Raw genomic sequence first — 23365 nt, 5'->3', positions numbered from 1 at the left:
TGAAGGTAAACGGAAGTTTCATGCAAAACGAAGATAGAGCTGGTGAAATAATGCTCTTACACCAAAAGGCAGAATCGTTTAGGCATTCCATGCAAAAGGAGGGAGACTCTTGGGGCTAACTTCGATCTTAATGGGTTTATTTGGAATGATATTGGTGATGACTTTCTTTCTGCCGCTGTTAATGGTTAAAAAACACGGAAAAGGTCCATCTCCTTATAAGGGGTCTTATTGTCTATTCGGCCTGCTAATCATCAATTGGATATTATACGTGACAGGTTTTTATACATTGCTTCCTGCCAATGTGGCAGATTTAATGTTTATCCCGATGTGGTTGACTATTTGTGCTTTAAGTGCTGTGTTTGCGCTGCTTGAGTTTAGAAACAACAAAGCCTTTGCCGTTCCACTGGCAGGCTTTACCTTTATCAGCTTTGTTTTCGCTTTATTCCTAAACGGGCTATCGCATATGTAAAGATGAGGCAATGGGTGCTTTAGTTGAAGAAAAAGTCATGAAAATTATTTTAAATGGAGCTCGTAAATAAAAGAAAAGTCAATCGCTGCCGCCATTTTACGGACCAAATGGCCCTGGGACACCAGCTGGTCTAAAGCAATCATCTCTATTTGGTCTCGCTGAATGGAATAATGTTTCGAAATCACTGTCGTCACCTCAAGTCTGTTTTCTATCATTTTAAAACAAGGCTGACTGTACGGCTATATGAACTTGATTACTCTTGTTGATTGGAACGGAAGACGCGCAGACTCCTGCGGGATCAGCGGGATAGGTGAGACCCCGCAAAGTGGAGCTTGAGGAGGCTCACCGCCCGCCCCGCGGAAAGCGAAGCGTCTGGAGTGGAAATCAACACACTTACAGGCAAAATAAAAAGACTGCAGACGCTCGATTTCCATCGAGTTTGTCTACAGTCTGAAAGGAGCTTGGGTATCCAAGCTCCTTTTTTATGCAGCGGAGAGGGGCCCAACTATCATTTACTGATTCATCAATACGGACAGCTCGCCCTCAAATACTTTTTCTTCTTTCTGATTGAACGTCGATAATAAAACTGTAAGGATGCCTGTTTGATTTCTCATCGGCTTCTTATCAATCACTTCAACCGTTAGATGCAGCTCATCTCCGGGATACACGGGCTTCGCAAATTTAAGGTTATTCATCCGTGTGCCCGCGATGATGTCTTCACCGTAAGCCCCTTCCTCTACCCACAGCTTAAAGGAGAGAGCCAGCGTATGTATGCCGGAAGCAATGATTCCATTGAATCTTCCTTGTTTCGCTTTTTCCTCATCCATATGCATGTACTGGGGGTCATACTCACTTGCAAACTCCATAATCGCTTCTTTTGTTAGTTTCAATGATTTTGTTGTAAATACCTGTCCAACCGTAAACTCATCCAGTTTCATTTGTACACCTCTACTTCATAATTGCTCTTCTTCATTATATTAGCTTATTTAGGAGGGGGGCAAAACAAAAAGGCACATCACTCGATGGCGGTGATGCGCCTTTTTCCTAAACTATTAGGCTGTTTTTTTGAAAGAAGCGTAGTAGGCTCTTCCTTTTTTCAAATCGAATCGGCCTTCCCACTTAGACATAACCACCGCCGCCAATGAGTTACCTACAACATTTACCACGGTGCGTGCCATATCAAGGAGACGGTCGATTCCGGCGATAAAGGCAAGTCCTTCAAGAGGAATACCGACTGTACCCAGGGTAGCTAGTAAAACGACGAAAGATACGCCCGGTACACCAGCAATACCTTTAGAAGTGACCATCAATACAAGAACGAGTGTAACCTGCTGCGTGATGCTTAAATCAATGCCGTACATTTGAGCAATGAAGATGGCGGCGATCGCTTGATAGAGGGTAGAACCATCGAGGTTAAAGGAATAACCAGTTGGAACCACAAAAGAAACGATATCTTTCGGGCATCCTAGCTTCTCCAGCTTTTGCATGATTTTTGGCAGGACAGTTTCTGAACTGGAAGTAGAATAGGCTAAAAGCAGTTCATCTTTTAATACCTTAATGATACGGAAAATATTGATGCCGACTAATTTGGCGATCCCGCCGAGCACAGCCACGATAAAGAAGGCCATCGCTCCATAGACGAGGATCATTAGCTTTGCCAGAGGGAGTAACGATTCCAAGCCAAATTTCGAAACGGTTACACCAATTAAGGCAAATACACCAAATGGCGCAAATTTCATAATGAGGTTGGTTACCCAGAACATGGCCTCTGCCACGCCTTCGAAGAAAGCCAGCACGGGTTTTCCTTTTTCGCCAATAGCGGCGATTCCTAAACCGAACAATACAGAGAAGAAGATAATTGGAAGCATTTCGCCTTGGGCCATGGCGTCAATCACGTTGCTTGGAACGATGCCGACAAGGATATCTAAAATGCCATGACTTTCGTTCTGTACTTCTTCTGTTGTTTGAACATATTGGTCAATGTTTCCTTTTGAAAGGCTGGACATGTCCACGCCTTCACCAGGCTGGAATATGTTAGCCGCCAGCAGGCCGACCACAATGGCGATCGTGGTAACGATTTCAAAATAAAGGATCGTTTTTCCGCCAAGTTTACCGAGCTGCTTAATATCACCTGTTCCGGCTACGCCTAAAATCAATGTAGAAATAATGATCGGTACGACGATCATTTTGATCATATTGATGAAAATGTCGCCAATTGGCTGCAGGTACGTTTCAACCGCCGGATTTCCATAAAAGATGGCGCCGACAATAATACCAAGCACTAAGCCGACCAGAATTTGATAGGCCAGCGAAAATTTAAATTTTTTCTTCATTCAATAAGTTGCCCCCTTTTTATGTAAAAATCCTCCCACCTGAAGGAGTCAATACATAAATCAGTATACGGGCAACCTACAGAATTCTACGAAATCCTACATTTGTGTATGAAATTTCTTCTTTTTTGCAGGTAAAGAATGGTTCTAATAAGCGGCATGGTATCTTTCTTTGATTTCAAGATAGAGCACCTGCAGGAATTTCTTGATATTTACTTTGACTTTCGATGACTCGCTTCGGCCATCTTCTAGGTTCTTCATATAATTTCTTATTTCCTGAAAGTCAAAATAGCGGGGAGCATAGTATTCAAAGTCAGGGTTCGTATAATCAACGGCTCCTAAGGATGCTAGATGATGAATCGCCGCAAGAATGGTTCGGCGAATCCGCTGTTCAATGGCTTTGCTTTCCTTTTTGATATCTGCCTGATGGGGGGCGGCTTTCATGGCTGCCATCTCATACAAGTCCTTTAAAGGAGGCAGCTGGGAACCGCCATGATATTGCGTAACCAGCCATTCGATAATAGCGATCATGTCGTTGCTGCCTGTTTCTCCGGCAATGCCCATATGGCCAAGAGTCGACAAGACCATTTCTCGAATGCTTGCCGGCTTTTTAGGCGTTTGACTGAATGCCAGGCTGGCCAGGGATTCTTGAATGGTCAACAGGGATTGTTTCAGCCGGTACTGTTCGGCGGCTTTCTTTAAAATACTTTGCACCTCGATCCGGTTGATCGGCTTATGTATGAAAAACTCCACGCCTTTTGTATAAGCTTCTCCGACCATTTCTTTGTTGACGACCTGGGAAATCATAATAAACTGACCTTGGAATCCTTCCGCTCTCAGCTGTTCCATCGTTTCAATGCCGTCTAATTCCGGCATTAATAAATCAATGAGGACGAGATCAGGCTGTATGGCGAGAATAGGAGCGAGGCTGTCTGCCCCGCTTGTCGCTTCGCCTGTGACGATGCCAAGGTCGCTTTCTGTGATAATTTTCTTCAGCATAGTCCTGCTGGCTGTATCATCATCTACAATAAAAAAGCGCAATAGGATTCAGCTCACTTTCGTATGTTGCTAGTTGGCAGGCAAGTTCGAAAAACAGTCCCTGTTTCAAGGGTCTCCACTTGGATGTGCCCGCCTAGTGTTTGAACAATTTCTTTTACATGAGATAGGCCGATTCCCGTCGCAGCCACACCTTGCTCATTATACTTTGTCGTGTAGCCAGGCTCAAAAATAATAGAGACCTCGTCTTCTGACAGGCCCTTGCCAGAATCTTTTATGATGAAACAGGTGTAAGAGGCCTCCTCAAATATCTCCAGCTCCACCTCTCCGCCTTCTATAATGGCCTCAACCGCATTGGCTGTAAGGTTATTTAAGAGAGCGAGAAGGGGAATATGCTGATCCGTTTGGAAATCGATAGACGTATGAAAATGAAAGGCAATGTCCTTCTTTAACAGTTTGCTGTATTTCTCATTCGCAATCATGACAAGGTTTCCTACATATGACAGAAGCATAGGGTCCTCTTTCTTTTCTGAAGTAATGTTCGTCAGTCCTGATAGAATCCGCTGGGAATCTTTTTTTACCTCGTGAATTTCCTGGGCAATGGACAGCGCTTGAACGCTTAGCTGATGCAATTCCTGCTTCTTTAGCTTCCGATACAGGTCGTGGCTTTGAGCGGTGATCTGTTCAATATGATTCATAGATTTCTGCAAATAAAGGGTCTCTGTATAAAGCTCAGAGCCGACCTGCAGCATTTCCTGCATACGTTTCTTCTGTTCGGACACCGTAATGGAAGCGTATAGACCCACGGCAAAGTAGCTCCGCAGCAAAGCAACACCAATTAACAACGTCCATTGCCGGGTATCCAACGGTGTTTCATACAGGGAGCCGTGCCGGACAAGCTGTTCGGCGCCATTGGCGATAGATTCGAACAAGAAGGCCCAGGCGCCTAAAGCAAGGGGGAGGGTTTTGTACTTCTCTATCTTCACAATATGAAGGCCGAGCGCAAACAGGAAATAGAATAAAAAAGCAGGCCATTCATGGGCGAGGCTGACCGGCGCCGGTATATCATGAATCACCGTGTCCTTGAATAGACGGAAACACATCACCGTGATTCCTGTCACGATCCCGGTTCTAACGAGCGAGAGGGGAGGCCAAATAAGGATCAGCAGAAAGAACGTAATGCTGCCCAGCCCCAAACGGAAATCCTCGCCTTCAAACGGCACGACCTTTACCTCGCCCGCCACCGTTGTTAACAGGGCGGTCAGGATCAGGGCCGCTTTATCCATCTCACGAAGATCTGTACTAAATAATTTGCGGTGAGAAAGCATGAATATCTCCTCTATATATAAATTCAACATACAGCCATAACGGCCATGGAACAATTATAGTACGATGGATTCTGGCGTCAAGGCGGAGCGGCGGGGAAGGGGGAGAGAGAGGGGCGGCAAGAGTGCTGGTTAGGCAGAAAAAAAGCAGGTTATATAGAGGTGTCGAATAGTATCGAATAGACAGGAATTAAAAAGCCGCCGCCAGCAACAATTAGCTTGCCAGCGGTGGCCACGGCTTTCTATATTAAGCTGTAAGCGAGACCTATTTATCCCTGTAAGGAGCTAGCAAACCCAGGCTTCCTTCCTTTCATAGGGTTCGTTTGCTCAAAGGCGTAACCAGCATTCAATACCGTTCCTTCTTCGAGCACATTACCGATAATTTGGAGGCCAGCCGGCATGCCATTAACAAGTCCGCATGGAACCGTCAAAGCAGGAAGCCCCGTTAGGTTTCCTGGGCCGGTGAAGCGTATGATGTGGTCAATTAAATCAACCTTCTGGCCATTTAGGTCCGCAAGATCCTCGCCGATTTTCGGAGCAATAATTGGCAGGGTAGGAGCGATTAATACATCGACTTCCTCAAACGCCTTTTGGAAATCCAGCTTGATTTGTCTTCTTAACTGCTGTGCTTGTAGATAATCAACAGCAGAAGGGAGTTCACCTAATTCAAACAGCAAGCGGATATCGTCTCCGAAGTCTTCAGGGCGTTCCTGCAGGTTTTTGTGGTGAATGGTTGCCGCCTCTGTTAAAATCGTGATCATTTCTGCATATTCTGCATGTCTCAATGCAGGAATGCTGACTTCCTTCACCTTTGCGCCTTGATCCACTAACGCTTGGATTCCAGCTCTGACAAGCTTTTCTACTTCTGCATCTACATTATTGAAGAAATATTCTTCATTCACTCCAATGACCAGGTTCTTCACATTTCCTGTCAATTTTTCTACGTAGCGGTCGACCGGGGCATTTACCGAAGTCGGATCATTTGGGTCAAAACCGGCAATAATTTCGAGCAGCCCAGCCGCATCTTTCACCGTTTTCGTCATCGGCCCAATATGGTCAAGTGACCAGGAAAGAGGGAAGCAGCCGTATTTACTTACTCTGCCGTGCGTCGGTTTTAGGCCTACAATGCCGCATGCGGAAGAAGGAATGCGAATGGAGCCGGCTGTGTCCGTTCCAAGTGAGGCTACGCTCATGTCTGCCGCTACTGCTGCGCCGGATCCGCCGCTGGATCCCCCAGGAATCTTCTCTAAATCCCATGGGTTGCGACAAGCTCCGTAATGAGGATTGTTTGTCGTGATTCCCCATGCATACTCATGCATGTTCAACTTTCCGGTAAATACGATTCCGGCTTCTCTCATTTTGCTGATAATAGTGGCGTCATAGTCGGAAACGAAGTCTTTATGAATGTTCGAGGCCATCGTCGTCACTTCATTTTTGAAGTACAAGTTATCTTTAATGGCCATTGGAATGCCGTGATACATACCGCGGTAATTCCCCGCAGAAAGTTCTTTATCCATTTGCTTAGCGGTTTCTTCTGCCTGTTTACGCGTAAAGCTGATATAAGCGTTAATACTCTCGTTTTGAGATTCTGCATGATCCAATACAGCTTTTGTTAATTCAAGAGACGATACTTCTTTGTTTTTAATTAAAGGGGCTAGTTCTTCTACAGATTTTGCGATCAGTTCTTTACTCAATGTGGTCACCTCCAGGAATATTGCGAAGCGAAATGTCATAGTCGGCCAAGGATGCATCCTTCGTTTGGACCTTCATTTGTTCAATGGCTTGCCAGCGCTTTTCAAGAACGGAAATATGATCTTCTTTTACGCTGATTCCTTGGTCTTCCAGTCTCTCACGCACGGATAATTTCATTGTTAACCCTCTCCTTTTCATCTTAAGTACGGTAAAGCTTCTTCAGTAAGTATAGGAACATACTCTATGAGATAGATGTTTAGTGACTAGGTGGTGATTCTCATCACTATACTCGCAAGTTCCGTGCCACGTTAAAATGCTTACATAACAGGATGGGGTGTAAATAGCCGTGTTTCAAAATGAGACAGAATATTCGTAAAATTATATGGAAATATGTATGATAAGGAAGAATGTAGGTTGTCCTATTTTGAGACAGCTTTCTTAAAATGAGACAAGGGGATGGGGAAACGACATGGAGATAAAAATTGGTTTGTTGTTTTCGCTCACAGGGACGACGTCCATTACTGAAAAGGGGCAATATGAAGCGGCCGTGTTTGCGATGAGTGAGTATCAGGAGAAAGGATATGCGATTGAAGCGATCACCCGTGATATTTGCTCAGATCCGCTTAAGAGTGCCCAAGAAGCAGAGGCGCTTGCCAAAGAAGGAGTCAAGATTTTTATAGGCTGTTACACGTCGGCCTGCCGGAAAGCCATTTTACCGATATTAGAAAAATATGATTGTCTACTCGTCTATCCTACTTTGTACGAGGGGCATGAATGCCATCCGAATGTATTTTACGCCGGGGAAGTGCCCAATCAGCAAGTTCGTACCCTTCTAGATTACTTTACAAACCAATATGGTAATAAAGTGTATTGCATAGGAACGGATTATATTTATCCAAGGCAAACCAATGATCAGGTCCGAACTTATTTGCAGGAGGTCGGAGGAACGGTCGTTGGAGAGGCCTATGTTCCTTTTGGACAAAGGAATTTTTATAAAATTTTAGAGGATATCCATTTGAAAAAGCCGGACGCTATTTTTTCGACGCTTGTGGGGAACAGTGTCATTTCGTTTTACCGTCAATATAAGAGGGTGGGGGTTCAGCCAGAAGAACTGCCTATTTTCAGCCCGATTACGAAAGAGACAGAAATCGCTGCCATGGGACACGAGTACGGGGCAGGACATTATAGTTCTGCCGGGTATTTTCAGTCGATTGCAAGTCCTTTGAATGCAGAGTTTGTTACTAAATTTCATCGAGCAGTTGGGAAAGACCGGGCTATTTCCTCTGTTATGTTTAATACGTATTTAGGAACGAAACTGGTGATTGACAGTGTGCTAGAAGGGAAAAGTACAGGTTATCGTCATGTATTTCATCATTTGAGCGCCAGGACGCTTGAAACAGCAGGCGGTCAAGTGTATGTGGATGCCGATCACCGCCATTTAGCCAGGCCGGTAAAAATCGGCAAGGCTCAAGCGGATGGCCAGTTTGAGATTGTTTGGGATTCAGAGGGAAGCATTCCTCCAAGGCCATTTAGAGCGAAACTCAGTCAAACCGAACGTTTAAATGAAGTGGTGCTTGAAACGTGGGGCAGGGTGAGTGAGGAGGCAATCCTCGTGTTGTCCGAGCGGAGGGAAGTTCTCTATCTGAGCAGCAAGGCCGCTCAAATGACGGGACTTCATGAAGAGCAACTTCTTACTAGAAAGAGACTTCAGGATATTTACCAGTCTTTTCATACACAGCACTATCAAGCGAGCCATCAGCACGTATACATGCTTAAGCCAAAGAGAAACGAAGTCGTTAAAGATTCGTTGTTTGCATTCGGTCATATCGAGACATTCAGTGAGGGGTATCGGCAAGAGCTTGAGGTGGCGAAGCTAGCCTCCCGCTCTGCAGCAAATGTCTTAATTCTTGGAGAGACAGGAACAGGGAAGGAGGTAATGGCTCGAACCATTCATGAGCAGAGCGACCGGAAACAAGGTCCGTTTATTGCTGTTAATACTGGTTTGCTGCCGAGAGAACTCATTACGAGTGAGCTGTTCGGCTTTGTGGATGGCGCGTTTACAGGTGCTAAAAGGGGAGGATCCATAGGGAAATTTGAAGCGGCCCATGGAGGAACATTGTTTCTTGATGAAATTGGCGATATGCCGCTCGAGCTGCAGGTTGTCCTGTTAAGAGCACTCGAAACGAAGAGGATCGTCCGTCTCGGTGACACGAAAGAGAGAGAAGTCGACGTGAGAATTATAGCCGCCACTCATCGCAACCTCGCCGAGGAAATCGCCTATAACGGCTCTTTTCGATCAGATTTATTTTACCGGTTAAACGTATTGTCTATTACGATTCCAGCGCTGAGAGAGCGCACGGAAGATATTGCACACCTCTCACGCGAACTCCTGCAGCAGTTCGTTCAGTTATATGGGGAGGGACCTGAAAGTATCAGTAATGAAGTGGTGCAAGCATTCATCCAGTATCATTGGCCAGGTAATATTAGAGAACTGAAAAATGTACTGGAAAGAGCATTCCTGCTTGCCGGGAAAGACCATCAGCAAATTGAACTTGACCATTTGCCAAAAACACTATTAGGCTATTACAAGCGGAAAGAGCGCCAGCCGACGTCCATGAAGAATTACGAAAAGCAGCTCATTGAGCAAGCTTTAAAAGAAGCAAAAACGGTAAAGGATGCCTCCGAGCGCTTAGGCATTGCTAGAAGCACCTTATATCGTAAAATAAAAGAGTACGGTGTCATTGTTTAAAAGAAGGGTGGAGGTACCCTTCTTTTATTCTTTATTAATCTCTGTTTTATTAGGAAGTTCCTGTTTAGCTGTATAATCATCTAATTAAAAGAGGTAAGTTGAGAGAATTCTAATCAATTTATTTGAAATATTCTGAATTTTATATTAAGCTATAGAAGCTGTAGAGTCTAACGATGAGGGGTGTAGGGAGATGTCTTTAATTGAAATTGAGCGTGCGGTGGACCAAGCAAGGGACAAGTATGCCGTAGAGGAAGGCTATATCAGTTCATCAGAGGAAACATCACCGTGGATGCCATTTTTGTCTGAAAACGTGTATATTCGTTATCTCAACTTTGATGTGCGCAATAACTCAACGGCTGTCATTTTAAGAGTGGACGGTTATGGGGGACTGGGCATTCATCGCCACCGCGGACCTGTACAAGCGATGACACTAGAGGGCAGCTGGAGATATGAAGAATATGACTGGGTGTCTCGAGCGGGAGACTTTGTATGCGAGAGTCCGGGCAGAACGCATACCCTTGTGTCAGATCATGGAGCAAAAATATATTTCCATGTACATGGGGTCTTAGAGTTTTTGGATGAAGATGAAAACACGAATCTTGTTATGGATACCTTTTGGATGATCAATCATTATGAAACGTATTGCCGGGAAAATAATATTCCGATTAACAAGGAACTGTTTTTGTAAGGTGAATAAATGCATTTTCTATTGAATAGTGAATGGGATGAAAAAACCACTAACTGTCTGCGTTAGTGGTTTTTTCAGCTGCTTTTTAAGACGATTCATTCCCCCCCTGGCATCCTCACTCACCAGAGGGGGTTGCTTCATCATTAAAGAGCCATATTTACAATAAAATATCCCCAGAGAACAACAGAAATAACAACAAATGAAACCGCATAGGTGAATGTCTTCTTGTATTCGCTTCTTAATTCCGCCAGTCCGTTCGGTTTGGCCAGGATGGATTGAATCGTAGAAGTAGAAAGCTTCGATGTTTTCATTTGTTCATAGTAAAACTGTTCATGTTCGGTGGGCTTGGTGAGAAACCCTGTTAGCAGCAGGGCAGCAATCGAGATGATAATGGAGACGTAAAAGTGATCAAAGTTCGGCGATAAATGGATCACTTCTCTTTTGTTCAGTTCTCCGAGTACAATAAAGCTGATGACTCCGGCTGACATGCTGGCAATGGCGGCTTTGCTGTTCATGCGCTTCCATTCAAAGCTGGCAATGATGGTCGGCATCCAGGAAACAGCGAAAATGGAGCCTGCATAAATTGAGATCCAAAAGATCGAGGAAGGCTGCATGATGGCAATAATGCAAACGACAACCGCAATCACAATTTGAGCCGCCCGACCTAGAATGAGCCCTTTCTTTTCATCTATATCCTTATGAAGCACATTTTCAAATAAGTCTTTCGCCAAGGCAAAGCCTGTTAAGACAAAGAGGGTAGAGGCGGTAGACATAATGGAAGCCATCAGTCCGGCTAGTCCAACTCCTGCTAGGGCAGAAGGGGTGTAATCCATTAAGCCGACAATGAACATCCGGTCAGCTGGATCAATGCCCGGCTGGAGGACTTGCATCGCAGCCGCTGCCAGGAATATAAAAATTTGCATTAATGGCGCACAGAAAATACCGATCACGGCTGTTTTTAAAACAACAAAGTCATTTTTCGCTGGAAATACCCGCGATACTAATGCAGGTGTGCAGCCGAAGAACAAAATCCACATTAAAAACTGGGAAACGACCCAGCCCATCGGCCTTTCCTCTGCTCCCGTGACTCCCCAATAATTTGGAATCACTTCACCTAAGCTCTTAATCTGGTCCAGGCCAGCTTGGCCAATGATTAATGGAGCAATGATAAGGGAAATAGCCAGCATCGTGAAAAACATTAACGTGTCGGTTACCACGACACCAAACATGCCGCCTAAGGCGCTAAAGATTAAAAGAGCCCCTGTGAACAGCAAGATCAAAACCGGGAATGGGATGTCTAAAATCTCTGCCAGCACGACTCCGGCACCGATTAACTGGACCACCCCGTATCCTAAGAGGGCGATGATCATGATGGAAACCGCAATGACAGTTACCCATTTGTTGTTAAACCGCTTTTCGAAAAAGTCAGGAATCGTTTGGCAATTTAATGATTTCATCTTTCTGCCGACGTAAATAACAGCAAATAACGTTCCCAACCAGGCGCCAAAGGAACCGAAGGCTACGTGAGGGACAGGGCCTTCGTTATACACCATGCCGCCGATCCCAAGGAGGGTAACGGCACTTAAATAAGTAGCCGCCAGCGTTCCGACAATTAAAAGGGTCGACCCTTTCTCACTCATCACATAAAAATCGTCTTTGTTCTTTACATATCTAGTAACAGCCACCCCAGCAAGGATATAGATAGCCACTACGATAAAGAATACAATCCTCTCCATCTATTAACTCTCCTTCTTCATTTGATTACGAAACTCCATATTTTTATTTGTTTGTTCTTCCTCTTCCAATCTTTTAATAGTTGGCAAGTATTCTTTTCGCAGAATCCAAATAACAATGCCAGCGGACAGCAGAGTCGTTAAAATGGCGTTAACAAATAATAGCAATGCACCGGTATTCACTGGAATCAGCCCCCTTTAAGAGTGAATAAACATCATGGTCGTCCAATTAAGCTTTGTATTTGCACCATTCTAGTAAAAAGGCAGCATATGTTTTGGTGACCCGTTTCACGCTCTCTAAGTCCACCCATTCATCGGGACCGTGAAGACTCGCCCCCGTAGGCCCGTAGCAGGTAGACGGAATATCATAGTAGAGATTGTAAAACCGTGCATCTGTTGTGCCGGTAAAAGAAGCGGTTGTCAGCGGACGCTCCTCTACGACCTGGTGAGCCTTCTCTAGTGTCTTGAACAAGTCTTGATTTGGATCAATCGCAAACCCTTCAGCGTGGAAGCCGTAAAAGCTGATCTCCGGCGGGTTTTCACGGAGCCATTCATCCTTCTCAGCGGCTTTCAGCAAGAAGGCCTTTAATTCATCCTTTATTTCCTGTGGATTCACCCCTGGCGGAAAGCCGACTCTCGCTTCAATCGTACATTCAGAAGGAACGGTTGAAGGCCAGTCTCCGGAGTGAATTTTCCCGATGTTAATGTTGTTTGGGTGAGGGTGCTGCGCAAACGCCTCATGCTTCGGGCGGTTATTTAATTCTTTTTCGTATTCTAAGAGAGCGTCGACCATTTTGTAGCTTTGCACGATCGCATTGACAGCCTGATCGGCTCTTTCTGTGTGGGCGCCTAACCCTTTGACGTTGATTCGAACCCAGATGACGCCAACCTGAGCGGTTAACCCTTGCTGGCCCAGAGGTTCAGGGATAAGGGCAGCATCGGCTTTGAATCCTTCCTCAATGGCCGCTAAAGCTCCATTTCCTGTGCATTCTTCCTCTGTGACCGTTTTAATCAGCACGTCTGACGAGAGCTCCACATTGGCCGAGCGAATCGCTTTTAGGGCAAAGATCATCGCGGCGACGCCGGCTTTCATATCAGCAATCCCGCGTCCGTACATTTTGTTTCCGACGATGGTAGATCCCCACGGATCATAGCTCCAGGTGGACGTGGGTTCAGGGCTGACAACATCAATGTGTCCTTGGAAAATCACGCTTTTTCCTTGTTTCTCTCCGCTGGCACGGTATTCGCCGACAACCACTGGTCTGTTTTCGTAGGACCATTCAGGCTTAGAGTACCCCGGATGGGAAGATAATTTTTCCGGATCAGGGATGACTTTAGAAACGGTTAATTTTAATTCCTTTTCTAAAAAGTCGGCAATGAAACGCTGAATCGGCTCCTCATTGCCGAGTGTAGAAGGGAAACGCCCGAGATCCTGTAAGAAGCGCACTTCCTCTTCCCAAGACGCTTCTACTTCTTCAAATACTTTCGCCATTACGTTCGTTACTGTATTTTCCATTATGTTCACCTCGTATAGAAAGTTTATCGCTGCAGCTCTTTGTCCCGGTTGGCCAGTGTCAACGTCAGCTCCAAGAGGGTTTGGGCGCCTTTTTCGATATCTGCCTCTTCACTGAATTCCTCTTCACAGTGGCTGACACCGCCGATGCTTGGGATGAAAATCATGCCAGTTGGTGCCAGTTTATTCATGTACATGGCGTCATGCCCGGCGCCGCTTATAACCCTTTTCGATGAATAGCCGTGCTTGCGGGCCGCCGCTTCCACTCCTTCAACAATGTCTTTAGCGAAAATCTCTGCTTTCATCTCCACGATGTCTTTAATGTGCATATCCATTTTTTCGACTAAGGCAAGGGTGCTTATCTTTTCTTTGATCTCATTCGTGTACTGTTCTCGGACGGTATCTTCTGGGTGGCGGACATCAATAGAAAAGACGACTTGTTCAGCGAGTGAATTCGTGACGTTAGGAGATGCCTGGATGCGCCCGACAGTAACTAACAGGTCAGGGGTATGTTCAGCTGTTTTATAGGTTTGCTGAATCATCTTGGCCGCTAACAGCATAGCATCTCTTCTGTTTTTCATTGGGGTAGTGCCGGCATGGCTCGTGCGGCCATGGATGGTGACCTCTAGGCTGCTGATGCCCTGAATCCCGGTCACGACGCCGATAGAGGCACCGCTGTCTTCAAGGACGGGCCCTTGTTCAATATGCAGTTCGACATAGCAATACGGATCCGATAAACGGTTTTGCGCTGATCCGTTGTACCCGATGTTTTCTAATTCCTCGCCGAATGTTTTTCCGTCTTTATCCTTCGTGTTCATAATGCTTTCCGCTGAAAAGACGCGCGCAATCCCGCCGGATCCAAGCAGGGCGGGCTCGAATCTTGCTCCTTCCTCGTTTGTGAAGTTGACCATTTCAATCGGTCTATTCGTCGCTACCCCTTCATCATTGAGTGTGCGGATCACCTCCAGCGCTGCCATGACGCCGAGCACGCCGTCGTACTTTCCGCCGATGGGCTGCGTGTCCAGGTGAGAGCCGATGACAACCGGAGAAGCATGAGGGTCTTTCCCTTCGCGCCGCCCGTACATGTTGCCAAAGTCGTCTACGCGGACATCAAGATTACAGTCTTCCATCCAGCTTTTTAGCAGGTCTCTTATTTGCTGATCCTCTTTACTTAAAGCTACTCGTCCGAGTCCGCCGTTTGGCAGCGTGCCGTATTTGGCGCTCGTCTGAATAGAAGAGAGGAGGCGGTTTGAATTAATTTTGTACATTTGCTGTTCCATGAGTGATCACCTTTCTGTTGTCTGTTTTCGTGATTTCTCCATATAAATCAGGTCTTCTGGAGGAAAATAAGGAGTTTACCTGTGTACAAGGTTTATCAGGTGTTGGTGGGAAGGTAACGTCCTTCTCTTTAGCTGCGTCTATGTCGACCGCTGCATAAATAATGGTCTCGGTCTGGCCATCTGCCTCGGAAAGGACTGCGCCATCCAAGTTATAAACCGTACTTCTTCCTAAAAAGCGCATTCCTCTTTCCACGCCAACTCTCCCGGCTGATACGACGTACACTCTGTTTTCGTTCGCCCTTGACGGCAGAAGCAACTCGACATGATCGCTTGCCGTCATCGGCAGGTTCGTGCTGTGAAGTAAAATTTGAGCGCCCTGCAGGCTTAATACCCGTGCCTGTTCAGGGAAGCGGCTGTCGTAGCAAATCAATAATCCGAGCTTGCCAATCTTTGTTTCGACGGGTACGAAAGGAGTGTCTCCTTTTGCGACAAAACGATCGGCTCCTAAATTCGTTAAATGAGCTTTTCTGTACATGTGCAGAACCTTTCCTTCGCCGAAGAGATAAAGAGAGTTAAAGACTTGGCCGTCTGCCGACTCTAAAAGTCCAATAGCGAGATACACATCGTGATCGGCTGTCAGCTGGTTAAATGGCTGAGTCCAGTCGCCATGGCGGGGCAGGGCGATGTTTTTTGCTTCTTCGATCGAGTCGGCACTAATCCCGGTTAGGGCACATTCCGGGAAGACAATGACCGTTGCCTCTTTCTGTACGGCTTCTTTTGCCAAGCGTAAAATACTGTCCATGTTTTGGCTATGCTCGCCAAGCTTCGGATCCATTTGAACGGCAGCAATGGTTATATGATTCATTGAAAAGCACCTCCTTGCCGTAATAAAGCAAGATTCATGCCAACGGAAAGGGAGAAAGACAAGAGGAAAACGGCCAGATTTCAGCTGAAAATCAAACAATTTATTGAAAATATTCTAAATATTATGTATGATTCCTTTAAAATCGATTCGAATGAATCGAAATTGATTCGGTTAGATGGTTCATATTTTAGTAATCCGGTAATGTGAATCGAAATCAATTCAAACTTTAGCAAAGAAGGAGCAAGTATGGAGAAGCTTTTACAATTAACAAAGGAGAACCCTGCCCTTTTTACGGATATTTTAGAATCCATTAAAGATGCTATTTATATTTCTGATCATGAAGGCGTCACCCTGTGGATGAATACTGCCAGCGAAGCGATGTGCAGAATGCCGAGGGAGAAAATGATCGGAAGAAATGTGAGAGAGCTTGAGAAAGAAGGGGTGTTCAATCCATCTGTTTCCCGAATGGCGTTGGAAACGGGAAGAAATGTCAGCACCGTACAGGTCATGCATGAAGGAAGAAAGTATATTGCGACCGGTCATTTAGTCAAAGACCAGGAAGGAAGGGTCGTTGTCGCCATTGCCCACTGCCGCGATATTACAGAGGCAGTCAAAAACACCTCGAAATTGAAAGAGACAGAGGAATTATTAGAGAAATACAGCGAAGAAATTAGGAAGTTAACGAATGTTCCATTGCGGAAAGAGAGCTCTAAAGCAAGGAGCCTGTCTCCGAAAAGCCATCATCGTGTGGAGGCGGAGAAAATTATTGAAAAAATCGCTTCGGTCGATACGACTGCGTTAATTACGGGTGAAACAGGGACAGGCAAAAGTCTGGCTGCTGAGAGAATTCATGTATTAAGCAAAAGAAGCAGCAAACCGTTCGTGCAAATTAATTGTGCGTCCTTGCCTGAGGCTCTATTGGAATCTGAGCTGTTTGGCTATGAGAGAGGATCATTTACTGGAGCGGCTTCAGGGGGAAGGTCGGGTTTGATTCAAGCAGCAGAGCAAGGGACTCTCTTTCTGGATGAAATAGGGGAGCTTCCTTTGCACCTGCAAACAAAGCTGCTTCATTTTCTTCAGTCCAAAACGTATTTGCCGATTGGCGCAAGGGAGTATAAGCAGGCCGATGTTCGGATTATCGCAGCGACCAACCGACATTTGGAGGACATGGTGGCTAAGGGGACGTTTCGATCAGATTTGTTTTACCGATTGAATGTCCTGGCGGTTAAACTGCCGCCGTTAAGAGAAAGCAAAGAGGATATTGAGGAAATGGCTCTGTATTTTTTAGAGGTGTTCAATGACAAGTATCGCACTCGAAAAACGTTTTCTGCGGAAGTGAAGGAGGCTTTCCGCCAGTATGCATGGCCGGGAAACGTCCGGGAATTAGAAAACCTAGTAGAGCGGCTTGTGATTTTATCAGATGAACAAATTGAGGAAACGGATCTTCCGCAGAAAATGACCCAGCAGCACACATCCTTCTCTGAGTTCACTTCTTCCTTCGATCAAACCACCATGCCGGACGTGCTAGAACAGATGGAGAAAAGGATGATCATAGACGCGTTAAGAAAAAAGAAATCGACAAGAAAAGCCGCCAAGCACCTCGGGGTTACTCAATCACTGCTGATGAGAAGGGTGAAGAAATATGATATTCAGCTCGTGGAAGAGGAAGAAGAATAGATTCATATATCCTGTTCGGGGTCATCCATGTTAGACATATCGAGGAGGGTATTTGAAAAAATGGATAAGAACAAGAGATGGGGGGAGGGGAGGCAGAAGAATCCCCTCCAGCCGCCTGGCTTTTATTTATCTTTTCTCGTCACTCGGATCGCCGGTGTGTTGTTGTATAAATACGTCGGGAACACTTCTTCTTTTGGTCGATGGCTATTAAACTCTTCTTGTATCTTTAGGTTAGCCTCTGCACTGGAGTCCGACCCTTCCGCTTCATGCAGAATCGTCATGTCATCATTCAGCTCTTCGTTTAATTTTAAGTTTGCTTCACTAGCCTCTTGATCAAACAAATCTTCTTTTTTCAATGTAGTTTCCTCCTTGTGTTCTAGGATGTTGATTGAAGAAAGATATTCTTGTACAGAGGTTTTCCCGGTTAGACTTCCCTTCTAACGGTTTTACAGCAATAATGTCTAGAAAGTTCGCAGCTAATGATCAAAGCTGAGTTTAGTAGAGGGAACCATTTATTGAGAAGTTTTAGTCATTTTCACACCTATATAAGACTCTAACGGGTTCGGTTGCTGGGGAGAAAACAATAAAAAACATATCAATTAGAGACACAATTCGCATATGAATTGGTGTCTCTTTTGTTATTGATATACCAATGTTTATCTCAAATTCGAAGATGTTTGGAATTTCTAGAAAAACAAGAGACTAAACCTTTTCAAAAACTTGAGTTTAAAGAAATGTGGTTGAACACAGACAAGATGACTTACTATCTAAATAATATGCGTCAAAAAGGGATGGGCGGACATCGTTATGATGATGTGGAAGAAAACCAGTTTCCTACTCATGTTGTAGTATCGGCTGATGTTTTATCCAGGTATGTTTTGCGTAGTGACGTGGCTTATGATTGGGACATTACAAAAAGAAGACCATCTTAACGAATTTGCGAAAAAATATGCTCAGTATCCAAAGTATAGCCACTATCCGCAACCCCCTTCTGCTAATCAACCATTGCGCATTTATGGTTGATTAAACAGCTTGTAAATGCTTCTGAGTGGCGTTTTGTGACCGATGAAGATCAATCGCTAATAACTTCCTTCAATCGTGTCTTCTCAAAAGAAATTAGGCTATCTGACGCCCATCGCTTTCTTAGTCAAACTGATAAGACCAAAACAAGAAAACAAGCGCGTGAAGAATTTGAACAAGCAAAATTTGATTTAATTGACTGGGGAACTAGGAGAGGATACGGAACAAGGTCATTAAGAAAGCTAGCGTATCTACAATTAACTGAATCATTCGAAACCCACACCTTTCATAAAGAAGTAACCACTGCTTTTGGAACTCATCTTGAATACGCTGATAATCCAATCTCACACCCTCTTGCTACAATCGATAGAGGATTGCGTTCGGTAGATTGCCTGACAAACCTTTCCTCTTTGGAGCCGAAAGCTGTTGCGTCATTAATAATAAATGTTAATGACAATGCTACAAACGCCTTTATTCAACAGGTTCGAAGAAGGCTACCTATTTTGGAAAGACCATTGACTACCGCCCGTGGCGATGGAAAAAGTTATATCTATTCAAATTTCAATCCAAAGTATGCACAGATGGCAATCACTATCCTTTGAACATATTACAATTTTTGTTTCCCTTTTAAATCAAACGGAACAAGGGAGACTCCTGCGCAATGATTGGATATAACAGATAAAATTTTTGATTTGAATCAAATAATCTATTTAAGGTAGATCGCTAATAATTAGCGATGTTTTTTTGAATAAATACCTTGCATTATTAGGTATTATATTTTATGGTATGGTTAGGAGGCGGTATATTTGGAAATAAACAAAGATGTTTTAAAAGGTCATATTGATACCATCATTCTCTCCTTGTTAAGGGATGAGGATATGTACGGATATGAAATTGCCAAGTTTGTTCGAGAAAAGAGCGAAGAACAATTCGAATTGAAAGAAGGAACACTTTATTTATCATTAAAGCGCCTAGAGAAAAACATGTGGATAGAGTCCTATTGGGGAGATGAGCAAGGACCAGGAGGGAGGCGGAAATATTATCGATTAACTCCATCGGGTGAAGAGGGATTTGAACAAAAGCGCAAAGAATGGGAATTTTTGAAAAATATGATTGATTCGTTTCTTGAAAGGGGAGAAAATAATTGAAACAAGTTGAAGAGTACGTTAACAAGGTTTATCGGAATGCGAAAGGCAACAAAGATGAAATCCAAGATTTAAAAAGTGAAATGAAAAGTCATTTACTCGAATCTGTTCACGAATTAGTATCCGAGGGAAAAACTGAAGAGGAAGCTGTTGAAATCGCTATCGAAAGATTTGGTAAAGAGAATGAACTCCGATCACTGATAAATCAGGTATTTCAAACACAAAAAACATTTGGAAAAAGACTATTAAATGCTGGATTAGGTATTTTTGTTCTTTCTTTCATCATCTTTATTATTACAATAATCCCAATCAATGATATTCACAAAGAACAAGCTGCTATTGTTAACGATATTTTTGAAATTATTCCGACAGATGGGCAGTTGTCTGAAGCAAATAAAATCGAGATAGAAGGAATTTTGGAGGATGCGAAATTTTCTGTTGGGACGGTGGTAGTTAAAGACTATTCAAATGGAGATGAGGTCATATATGAATACACAACGTACGATAACCCTCTTATGAGTAAATTATACAGTTCTTATTTCACAGGTTCAGGACTGCATGGTGTATTTATTGAATCAAAGGATTATTCATTTTTAGGATTATTGGTGTTGTTAGTCGGTGGAACAACCTTTGCGCTGTTTGCTATGTTATGGGCAATAATTAAAGCATACAATAAACAAAAAACTAAGCTACTTAACTAAACACGTTAAATATGGATTTTAATATATCATCAAAAACGCTCAGATTTTCTCTGAGCGTTTTTGCTTGCTATTTAATATGCTGATTCATTGCTGAATTCCACGCTAATAAGATTGTGAATTCTATTGTTATTAGCACTTTTCTCCTCACCAACCGAACCCGTTAATAAAACTCAACTTCCTTTATTTTTAAAGAAAGGTGATGATGGCGAGGTCCTATTCAAGCCTTCGCAGCACGGCTCGCACCGGGCTGGCGTCCGCTCCCTCAATCGCCAGCGGCAGAGCCATCAGCTCATAATCGCCGGGTTCCACATGATCCAGTACGATATTCTCTAGGATATGTACACCGTTCTGGTGCAGCGAGTGATGAGCGGTCATCGTTTTGCTGTCTACGGCATCAACCGACGGGGCATCCGTTCCGAGCAGGAAGATGCCTTGTTCCTTCAGATAGGGGCCGATATTGTCGCGAAAGACCGTGTAGCTGTCCGGAAACGTTCGCCAATCTCTTCCTTTCGCTGTCCTTATCAGGAGCCGCTCTGCTCCCTGCAAATTATACCCCTCCAGCTCTTCTTTTCCGATCCTGTCATGGCCGGCTGCGTCAATGACCCGGGCTTTGCCTGCGTATAGCTGAATATCCAATTCATGCACCTGTTTACCCTGTTCATCGAAATGAAAGGGGGCGTCAATGTGCGTGCCCGTGTGGACGCCTGTATGGATCTGGCCAATATTGACGGATCCGGTTTGTTTCTTTGTAAAGCTGAGCTTAAAGGTAAAAGGGATATCTCCCGGCCAGGAGGCAATGTCAGGGGTGAAAGGCTGGGAGATATCGATCCATTTCCGATCTTTCATCAATAACACCACCATTTAAAGAAAGTTTTGAAGCGTTATAATTCCGTTCGCAAGTCCCAAACCTCGGGGAAGAAGCGGTGATCGAGCACCTGCTTTAAGTACTGAACGCCTGAGGAGCCGCCGGTGCCTGCCTTGAAGCCGATGATCCGCTCGACGGTCTTCATATGACGGAAGCGCCATTGCTGGAGCCAGTCTTCAATATCGACCAGCTTTTCAGCCAGCTCATACAAATCCCAGTATTGATCGACATTCCGATATACTTCCTGCCAGGCCTTGGCGACAGACGGGTCGCCTGCGTACACGTTTGAATAGTCGCGATTGATCAGCTTTGGATTGATGTCAAAGCCGGCGCGGGCCAGCGCCTCAATGGATACGTCATAAATGCTCGGTGCTTGAAAAGCGGCCTTCAGCGCTTCGTGCACAGCTGGATCCTTTTCATATATTTTTAAAATAGGCGTGGACTTATAGCCTAAAGCAAACTCGATCAGCCGGTACTGGTACGACTGAAAGCCGGACGCTTTTCCAAGAAAGTCGCGAAATTGCAGGTACTCAGCCGGCGTCAAGGTGGACAATACATCCCACGCCTGAATGATTTGTGTTTGGGTTTTTGATACACGCGCCAGCATTTTGAAGGCGGTGTGCAGCTGATCCTTCTGGATCGCTTCAATGGCTGAAGAGAGCTCATGCAGGATCAGCTTCATCCAAAGCTCGCTGACCTGATGGATAATGATAAACAGCATCTCGTCATGGTGACTGGACAGGCGCTTTTGGCTCGTGAGGATTTTGTCTAAATGCAAATACTCGCCGTACGTCATATTGTCCTTGAAATCCGTGTGAATGCCTTTTTCTTTCTCAAGATTCTTATACAAGTCGGATATCGATTTTGACATTCTAGCTCCTCCTCCAGGTAGGTTTACGGTTAAGCCACGACGTCACGCTTATTCTCAAACTTCTTATACAGCTCTTCCTTCATGATTCTCTTCAAAATTTGAACGACCTCCCATACCTCTTCGAACGTATTGTATAAAGCCACAGGCGCCAGCCGGATGCCGCTTGGTGCCCGGAAATCTGGGATGACGCCCTCCGCTTTTAAGGCCTTGCAAATGCGGGCGGCTTCCTTATGCTCAAGGAAGACGTGGCCGCCTCTTAATGAAGCATCGCGCGGACTTCTTACTTGAAAGTCAAATTCGCTAAGCTCCGCGTCTACAAGCTGAATCAAGTAATCCGTCAATTTCACAGACTTTTCACGGATTTGACCGATGCCGGCTTCTTCAAATATCGATAACGAGCCGAGAAGGGGCGCGGCGCTCAATACATGCGGGGTGCCGATCTGCATCATTCCTGCATTAGCAGCAGGGGTGAGGTCGTGCTCCAGATCAAACTGTTTCTCTTTATGAGAACCGAACCAGCCGGCAAGGCCAGGGTGGGTCCCGAAATGCTTTTCATTCACATAAATGCCAGCGACCGCGCCAGGTCCCCCGTTCAAGTGCTTATACGTGCACCAGAAAGCGAAGTCGACGTTCCAATCGTCCAAGGAATGGGGGATCGCCCCGATCGAATGGCATAAATCAAAGGCCACCAAGATGCCGTGCTGATGGGCTTCCTTCGTTAAGCGCTCCATATCGATGATTTGGCCGCTTCGGTACAGTACGCCGGAAAGGACCAGAAAGGCGACCTCATCGTTCATTGCTTCTATAATGTCTTCCTCGCGAAGTGTCTGCCCATCCTGGCTTTTCACTTGGATGAGATGTTCATCAGGATCCAGGCCATGCGTCATGAGCTGGCTTTTCAAGGCGTATATATCGGTCGGAAAATTGAGTTCATCCGCCAAAATCTTTGTTCTTTTTCCGGCTGGTTTATAAAAGGAAGAGATGATTTGGTGCAGGTTAACAGTGGTGGAACCGCTTACAACCACTTCGCTAGGCTTGGCTCCAATCAGCGGCGCGGTCATCTCACCGAGTTTTTCAGAAAGGTAAAACCACGGATGCTCTCCTTTCAGCCAGCCATCAATGCCATGTTCCTTCCAGGCATGAAGGACATTGTACAGGGATGCTTCCGCCCGCTTGGAAAGCAGGCCTAGAGAGTTTCCATCGAAATAAATGGTGCCAGGCTGCAGATAAAATTCAGCGCGGTATTGCTTCAGCGGATCCTTGCGATCCAGCTGCTGAGCGTATTCTCTTGTATTCATATGAGTTGGCTCCTTTCTCCATGAACCTCTTTTACTTGATGATAGTACGTCAGGAACAATTTTGTAAATAAAATGCCTGTCCTTTAAGAAAAAGAAAAGACTTCATATGATACTGGATGAAGGTGTGCTTCCGCTGGACGGGGCTGCA

The 23365-nt window shown here is 45.0% G+C and carries 22 protein-coding genes and 1 pseudogene; 7 read left to right on the top strand and 16 right to left on the bottom strand.

The genetic code is table 11. The features are described from left to right. Positions 1–109: 109 nt before the first annotated feature. Positions 110–469: a hypothetical protein gene (locus QY97_RS05435; RefSeq protein ID WP_052725959.1), complete on the top strand. Its 360-nt coding sequence runs from the start codon at positions 110–112 to the stop codon at positions 467–469. Between the two features lie 44 nt (positions 470–513). On the opposite strand, the gene QY97_RS20380 is transcribed toward QY97_RS05435, so the two are convergent. The 7 genes from QY97_RS20380 to QY97_RS05405 all read right to left on the bottom strand — a co-directional run bounded on the left by QY97_RS20380 (position 514) and on the right by QY97_RS05405 (position 6989). Then, positions 514–654, bottom strand: coding sequence for a hypothetical protein (locus QY97_RS20380; RefSeq protein WP_157761882.1), 141 nt, complete (start codon positions 652–654; stop codon positions 514–516). A gap of 327 nt (positions 655–981) precedes the next feature. Further along, positions 982–1407: a MaoC family dehydratase gene (locus QY97_RS05430; protein ID WP_039235459.1), complete on the bottom strand. Its 426-nt coding sequence runs from the start codon at positions 1405–1407 to the stop codon at positions 982–984. 114 nt (positions 1408–1521) lie between these two features. Further along, positions 1522–2802, bottom strand: a complete 1281-nt coding sequence (gene gltP, locus QY97_RS05425; RefSeq protein ID WP_039235456.1) for a glutamate/aspartate:proton symporter GltP — start codon at positions 2800–2802, stop codon at positions 1522–1524. 144 nt (positions 2803–2946) lie between these two features. Next, a complete protein-coding gene (locus QY97_RS05420; protein WP_039235454.1) occupies positions 2947–3840 on the bottom strand; it encodes a response regulator in 894 nt (297 codons plus the stop codon). A gap of 11 nt (positions 3841–3851) precedes the next feature. Continuing rightward, on the bottom strand, positions 3852–5123 hold the full coding sequence (locus QY97_RS05415) for an ATP-binding protein (protein ID WP_082090278.1): 1272 nt from the start codon (positions 5121–5123) through the stop codon (positions 3852–3854). 266 nt (positions 5124–5389) lie between these two features. Then, positions 5390–6814: an amidase gene (locus QY97_RS05410; protein WP_039235451.1), complete on the bottom strand. Its 1425-nt coding sequence runs from the start codon at positions 6812–6814 to the stop codon at positions 5390–5392. After that, positions 6807–6989, bottom strand: coding sequence for a hypothetical protein (locus QY97_RS05405; RefSeq protein WP_039235448.1), 183 nt, complete (start codon positions 6987–6989; stop codon positions 6807–6809). The genes QY97_RS05410 and QY97_RS05405 overlap by 8 nt, the downstream gene beginning before the upstream one ends. A gap of 292 nt (positions 6990–7281) precedes the next feature. On the opposite strand from QY97_RS05405, the gene QY97_RS05400 reads away from it, so the two are divergent. Next, positions 7282–9561 (top strand): sigma-54-dependent Fis family transcriptional regulator, encoded by a 2280-nt coding sequence (locus QY97_RS05400; RefSeq protein ID WP_039235445.1) that lies wholly within the window; start codon positions 7282–7284, stop codon positions 9559–9561. Positions 9562–9751: 190 nt separating this feature from the next. Next, entirely contained in the window at positions 9752–10249 is a 498-nt protein-coding gene (locus tag QY97_RS05395; RefSeq protein WP_039235443.1) for a 2,4'-dihydroxyacetophenone dioxygenase family protein, read from the top strand. Positions 10250–10392: 143 nt separating this feature from the next. Here QY97_RS05395 and QY97_RS05390 read toward each other — a convergent pair whose 3' ends face one another. Genes QY97_RS05390 through QY97_RS05370 form a run of 5 tightly spaced genes read right to left on the bottom strand, consistent with a single transcriptional unit; the run spans position 10393 to position 15640 of the window. Beyond that, positions 10393–11985, bottom strand: a complete 1593-nt coding sequence (locus QY97_RS05390; RefSeq protein ID WP_039235441.1) for a sodium:solute symporter family protein — start codon at positions 11983–11985, stop codon at positions 10393–10395. A 3-nt stretch (positions 11986–11988) separates the two neighbouring features. Beyond that, positions 11989–12165 carry a hypothetical protein gene (locus tag QY97_RS20605; protein ID WP_166701675.1) on the bottom strand — a complete coding sequence of 59 codons (177 nt, stop codon included), beginning with the start codon at positions 12163–12165 and terminating at the stop codon, positions 11989–11991. 46 nt (positions 12166–12211) lie between these two features. Then, a complete protein-coding gene (locus QY97_RS05380; protein WP_039235439.1) occupies positions 12212–13498 on the bottom strand; it encodes an ArgE/DapE family deacylase in 1287 nt (428 codons plus the stop codon). A gap of 23 nt (positions 13499–13521) precedes the next feature. Then, complete coding sequence (locus QY97_RS05375) at positions 13522–14775, bottom strand: Zn-dependent hydrolase (RefSeq protein WP_039235436.1); 1254 nt, start codon at positions 14773–14775, stop codon at positions 13522–13524. Continuing rightward, positions 14750–15640, bottom strand: a complete 891-nt coding sequence (locus QY97_RS05370) for a carbon-nitrogen hydrolase family protein (RefSeq protein WP_039235433.1) — start codon at positions 15638–15640, stop codon at positions 14750–14752. Before QY97_RS05370 ends, QY97_RS05375 begins: the two co-directional genes overlap by 26 nt. A gap of 246 nt (positions 15641–15886) precedes the next feature. Between QY97_RS05370 and QY97_RS05365 the strand changes: the two genes are divergently transcribed. Then, entirely contained in the window at positions 15887–17317 is a 1431-nt protein-coding gene (locus tag QY97_RS05365) for a sigma-54 interaction domain-containing protein (protein ID WP_039235430.1), read from the top strand. Between the two features lie 122 nt (positions 17318–17439). Here the strand turns inward: QY97_RS05365 and QY97_RS05360 are convergent, their stop codons facing one another. Continuing rightward, a complete protein-coding gene (locus tag QY97_RS05360; protein ID WP_046128621.1) occupies positions 17440–17673 on the bottom strand; it encodes a hypothetical protein in 234 nt (77 codons plus the stop codon). A 312-nt stretch (positions 17674–17985) separates the two neighbouring features. On the opposite strand from QY97_RS05360, the pseudogene QY97_RS21060 reads away from it, so the two are divergent. From QY97_RS21060 to QY97_RS20220, 3 genes and pseudogenes are all read left to right on the top strand, one after another. Then, a pseudogene (locus tag QY97_RS21060) lies at positions 17986–19002 on the top strand (insertion element protein); the annotation flags it as partial. A gap of 141 nt (positions 19003–19143) precedes the next feature. Next, positions 19144–19485: a PadR family transcriptional regulator gene (locus tag QY97_RS05350; RefSeq protein ID WP_039235427.1), complete on the top strand. Its 342-nt coding sequence runs from the start codon at positions 19144–19146 to the stop codon at positions 19483–19485. Then, the gene (locus QY97_RS20220; protein WP_052728927.1) at positions 19482–20183 is read left to right on the top strand and encodes a permease prefix domain 1-containing protein; all 702 of its coding nucleotides are present in this window, start codon (positions 19482–19484) and stop codon (positions 20181–20183) included. The genes QY97_RS05350 and QY97_RS20220 overlap by 4 nt, the downstream gene beginning before the upstream one ends. Positions 20184–20396: 213 nt before the next feature. Here the strand turns inward: QY97_RS20220 and kynB are convergent, their stop codons facing one another. The 3 genes from kynB to kynU are packed head-to-tail and all read right to left on the bottom strand — an operon-like array spanning position 20397 to position 23217. Next, the gene (gene kynB, locus QY97_RS05335; protein WP_039235423.1) at positions 20397–21029 is read right to left on the bottom strand and encodes an arylformamidase; all 633 of its coding nucleotides are present in this window, start codon (positions 21027–21029) and stop codon (positions 20397–20399) included. 35 nt (positions 21030–21064) lie between these two features. Then, complete coding sequence (gene kynA, locus QY97_RS05330) at positions 21065–21919, bottom strand: tryptophan 2,3-dioxygenase (RefSeq protein WP_039235420.1); 855 nt, start codon at positions 21917–21919, stop codon at positions 21065–21067. A gap of 29 nt (positions 21920–21948) precedes the next feature. Further along, positions 21949–23217, bottom strand: coding sequence for a kynureninase (gene kynU / locus QY97_RS05325; RefSeq protein ID WP_039235417.1), 1269 nt, complete (start codon positions 23215–23217; stop codon positions 21949–21951). Positions 23218–23365 lie beyond the last annotated feature (148 nt).

The sequence above is a fragment of the Bacillus thermotolerans genome (assembly GCF_000812025.2).
GTDB classification, from domain to species: Bacteria; Bacillota; Bacilli; order Bacillales; family Domibacillaceae; genus Quasibacillus; species Quasibacillus thermotolerans.
Note: the sequence above shows the minus strand (reverse complement) of the source record. Positions and strands in the feature narration are given on the sequence as shown.

Bases quoted from the DNA above. Each gene is read 5' to 3' on its own strand.
- gltP (WP_039235456.1), bottom strand. From the start codon at position 2,802: ATGAAGAAAAAATTTAAATTTTCGCTGGCCTATCAAATTCTGGTCGGC.
- QY97_RS05430 (WP_039235459.1), bottom strand. From the start codon at position 1,407: ATGAAACTGGATGAGTTTACGGTTGGACAGGTATTTACAACAAAATCA.
- QY97_RS05395 (WP_039235443.1), top strand. From the start codon at position 9,752: ATGTCTTTAATTGAAATTGAGCGTGCGGTGGACCAAGCAAGGGACAAG.
- QY97_RS05400 (WP_039235445.1), top strand. From the start codon at position 7,282: ATGGAGATAAAAATTGGTTTGTTGTTTTCGCTCACAGGGACGACGTCC.
- kynU (WP_039235417.1), bottom strand. From the start codon at position 23,217: ATGAATACAAGAGAATACGCTCAGCAGCTGGATCGCAAGGATCCGCTG.
- QY97_RS05375 (WP_039235436.1), bottom strand. From the start codon at position 14,775: ATGGAACAGCAAATGTACAAAATTAATTCAAACCGCCTCCTCTCTTCT.
- QY97_RS05370 (WP_039235433.1), bottom strand. From the start codon at position 15,640: ATGAATCATATAACCATTGCTGCCGTTCAAATGGATCCGAAGCTTGGC.
- QY97_RS05390 (WP_039235441.1), bottom strand. From the start codon at position 11,985: ATGGAGAGGATTGTATTCTTTATCGTAGTGGCTATCTATATCCTTGCT.
- kynA (WP_039235420.1), bottom strand. From the start codon at position 21,919: ATGTCAAAATCGATATCCGACTTGTATAAGAATCTTGAGAAAGAAAAA.
- QY97_RS05380 (WP_039235439.1), bottom strand. From the start codon at position 13,498: ATGGAAAATACAGTAACGAACGTAATGGCGAAAGTATTTGAAGAAGTA.
- QY97_RS05405 (WP_039235448.1), bottom strand. From the start codon at position 6,989: ATGAAATTATCCGTGCGTGAGAGACTGGAAGACCAAGGAATCAGCGTA.
- QY97_RS05415 (WP_082090278.1), bottom strand. From the start codon at position 5,123: ATGCTTTCTCACCGCAAATTATTTAGTACAGATCTTCGTGAGATGGAT.
- QY97_RS05365 (WP_039235430.1), top strand. From the start codon at position 15,887: ATGGAGAAGCTTTTACAATTAACAAAGGAGAACCCTGCCCTTTTTACG.
- kynB (WP_039235423.1), bottom strand. From the start codon at position 21,029: ATGAAAGATCGGAAATGGATCGATATCTCCCAGCCTTTCACCCCTGAC.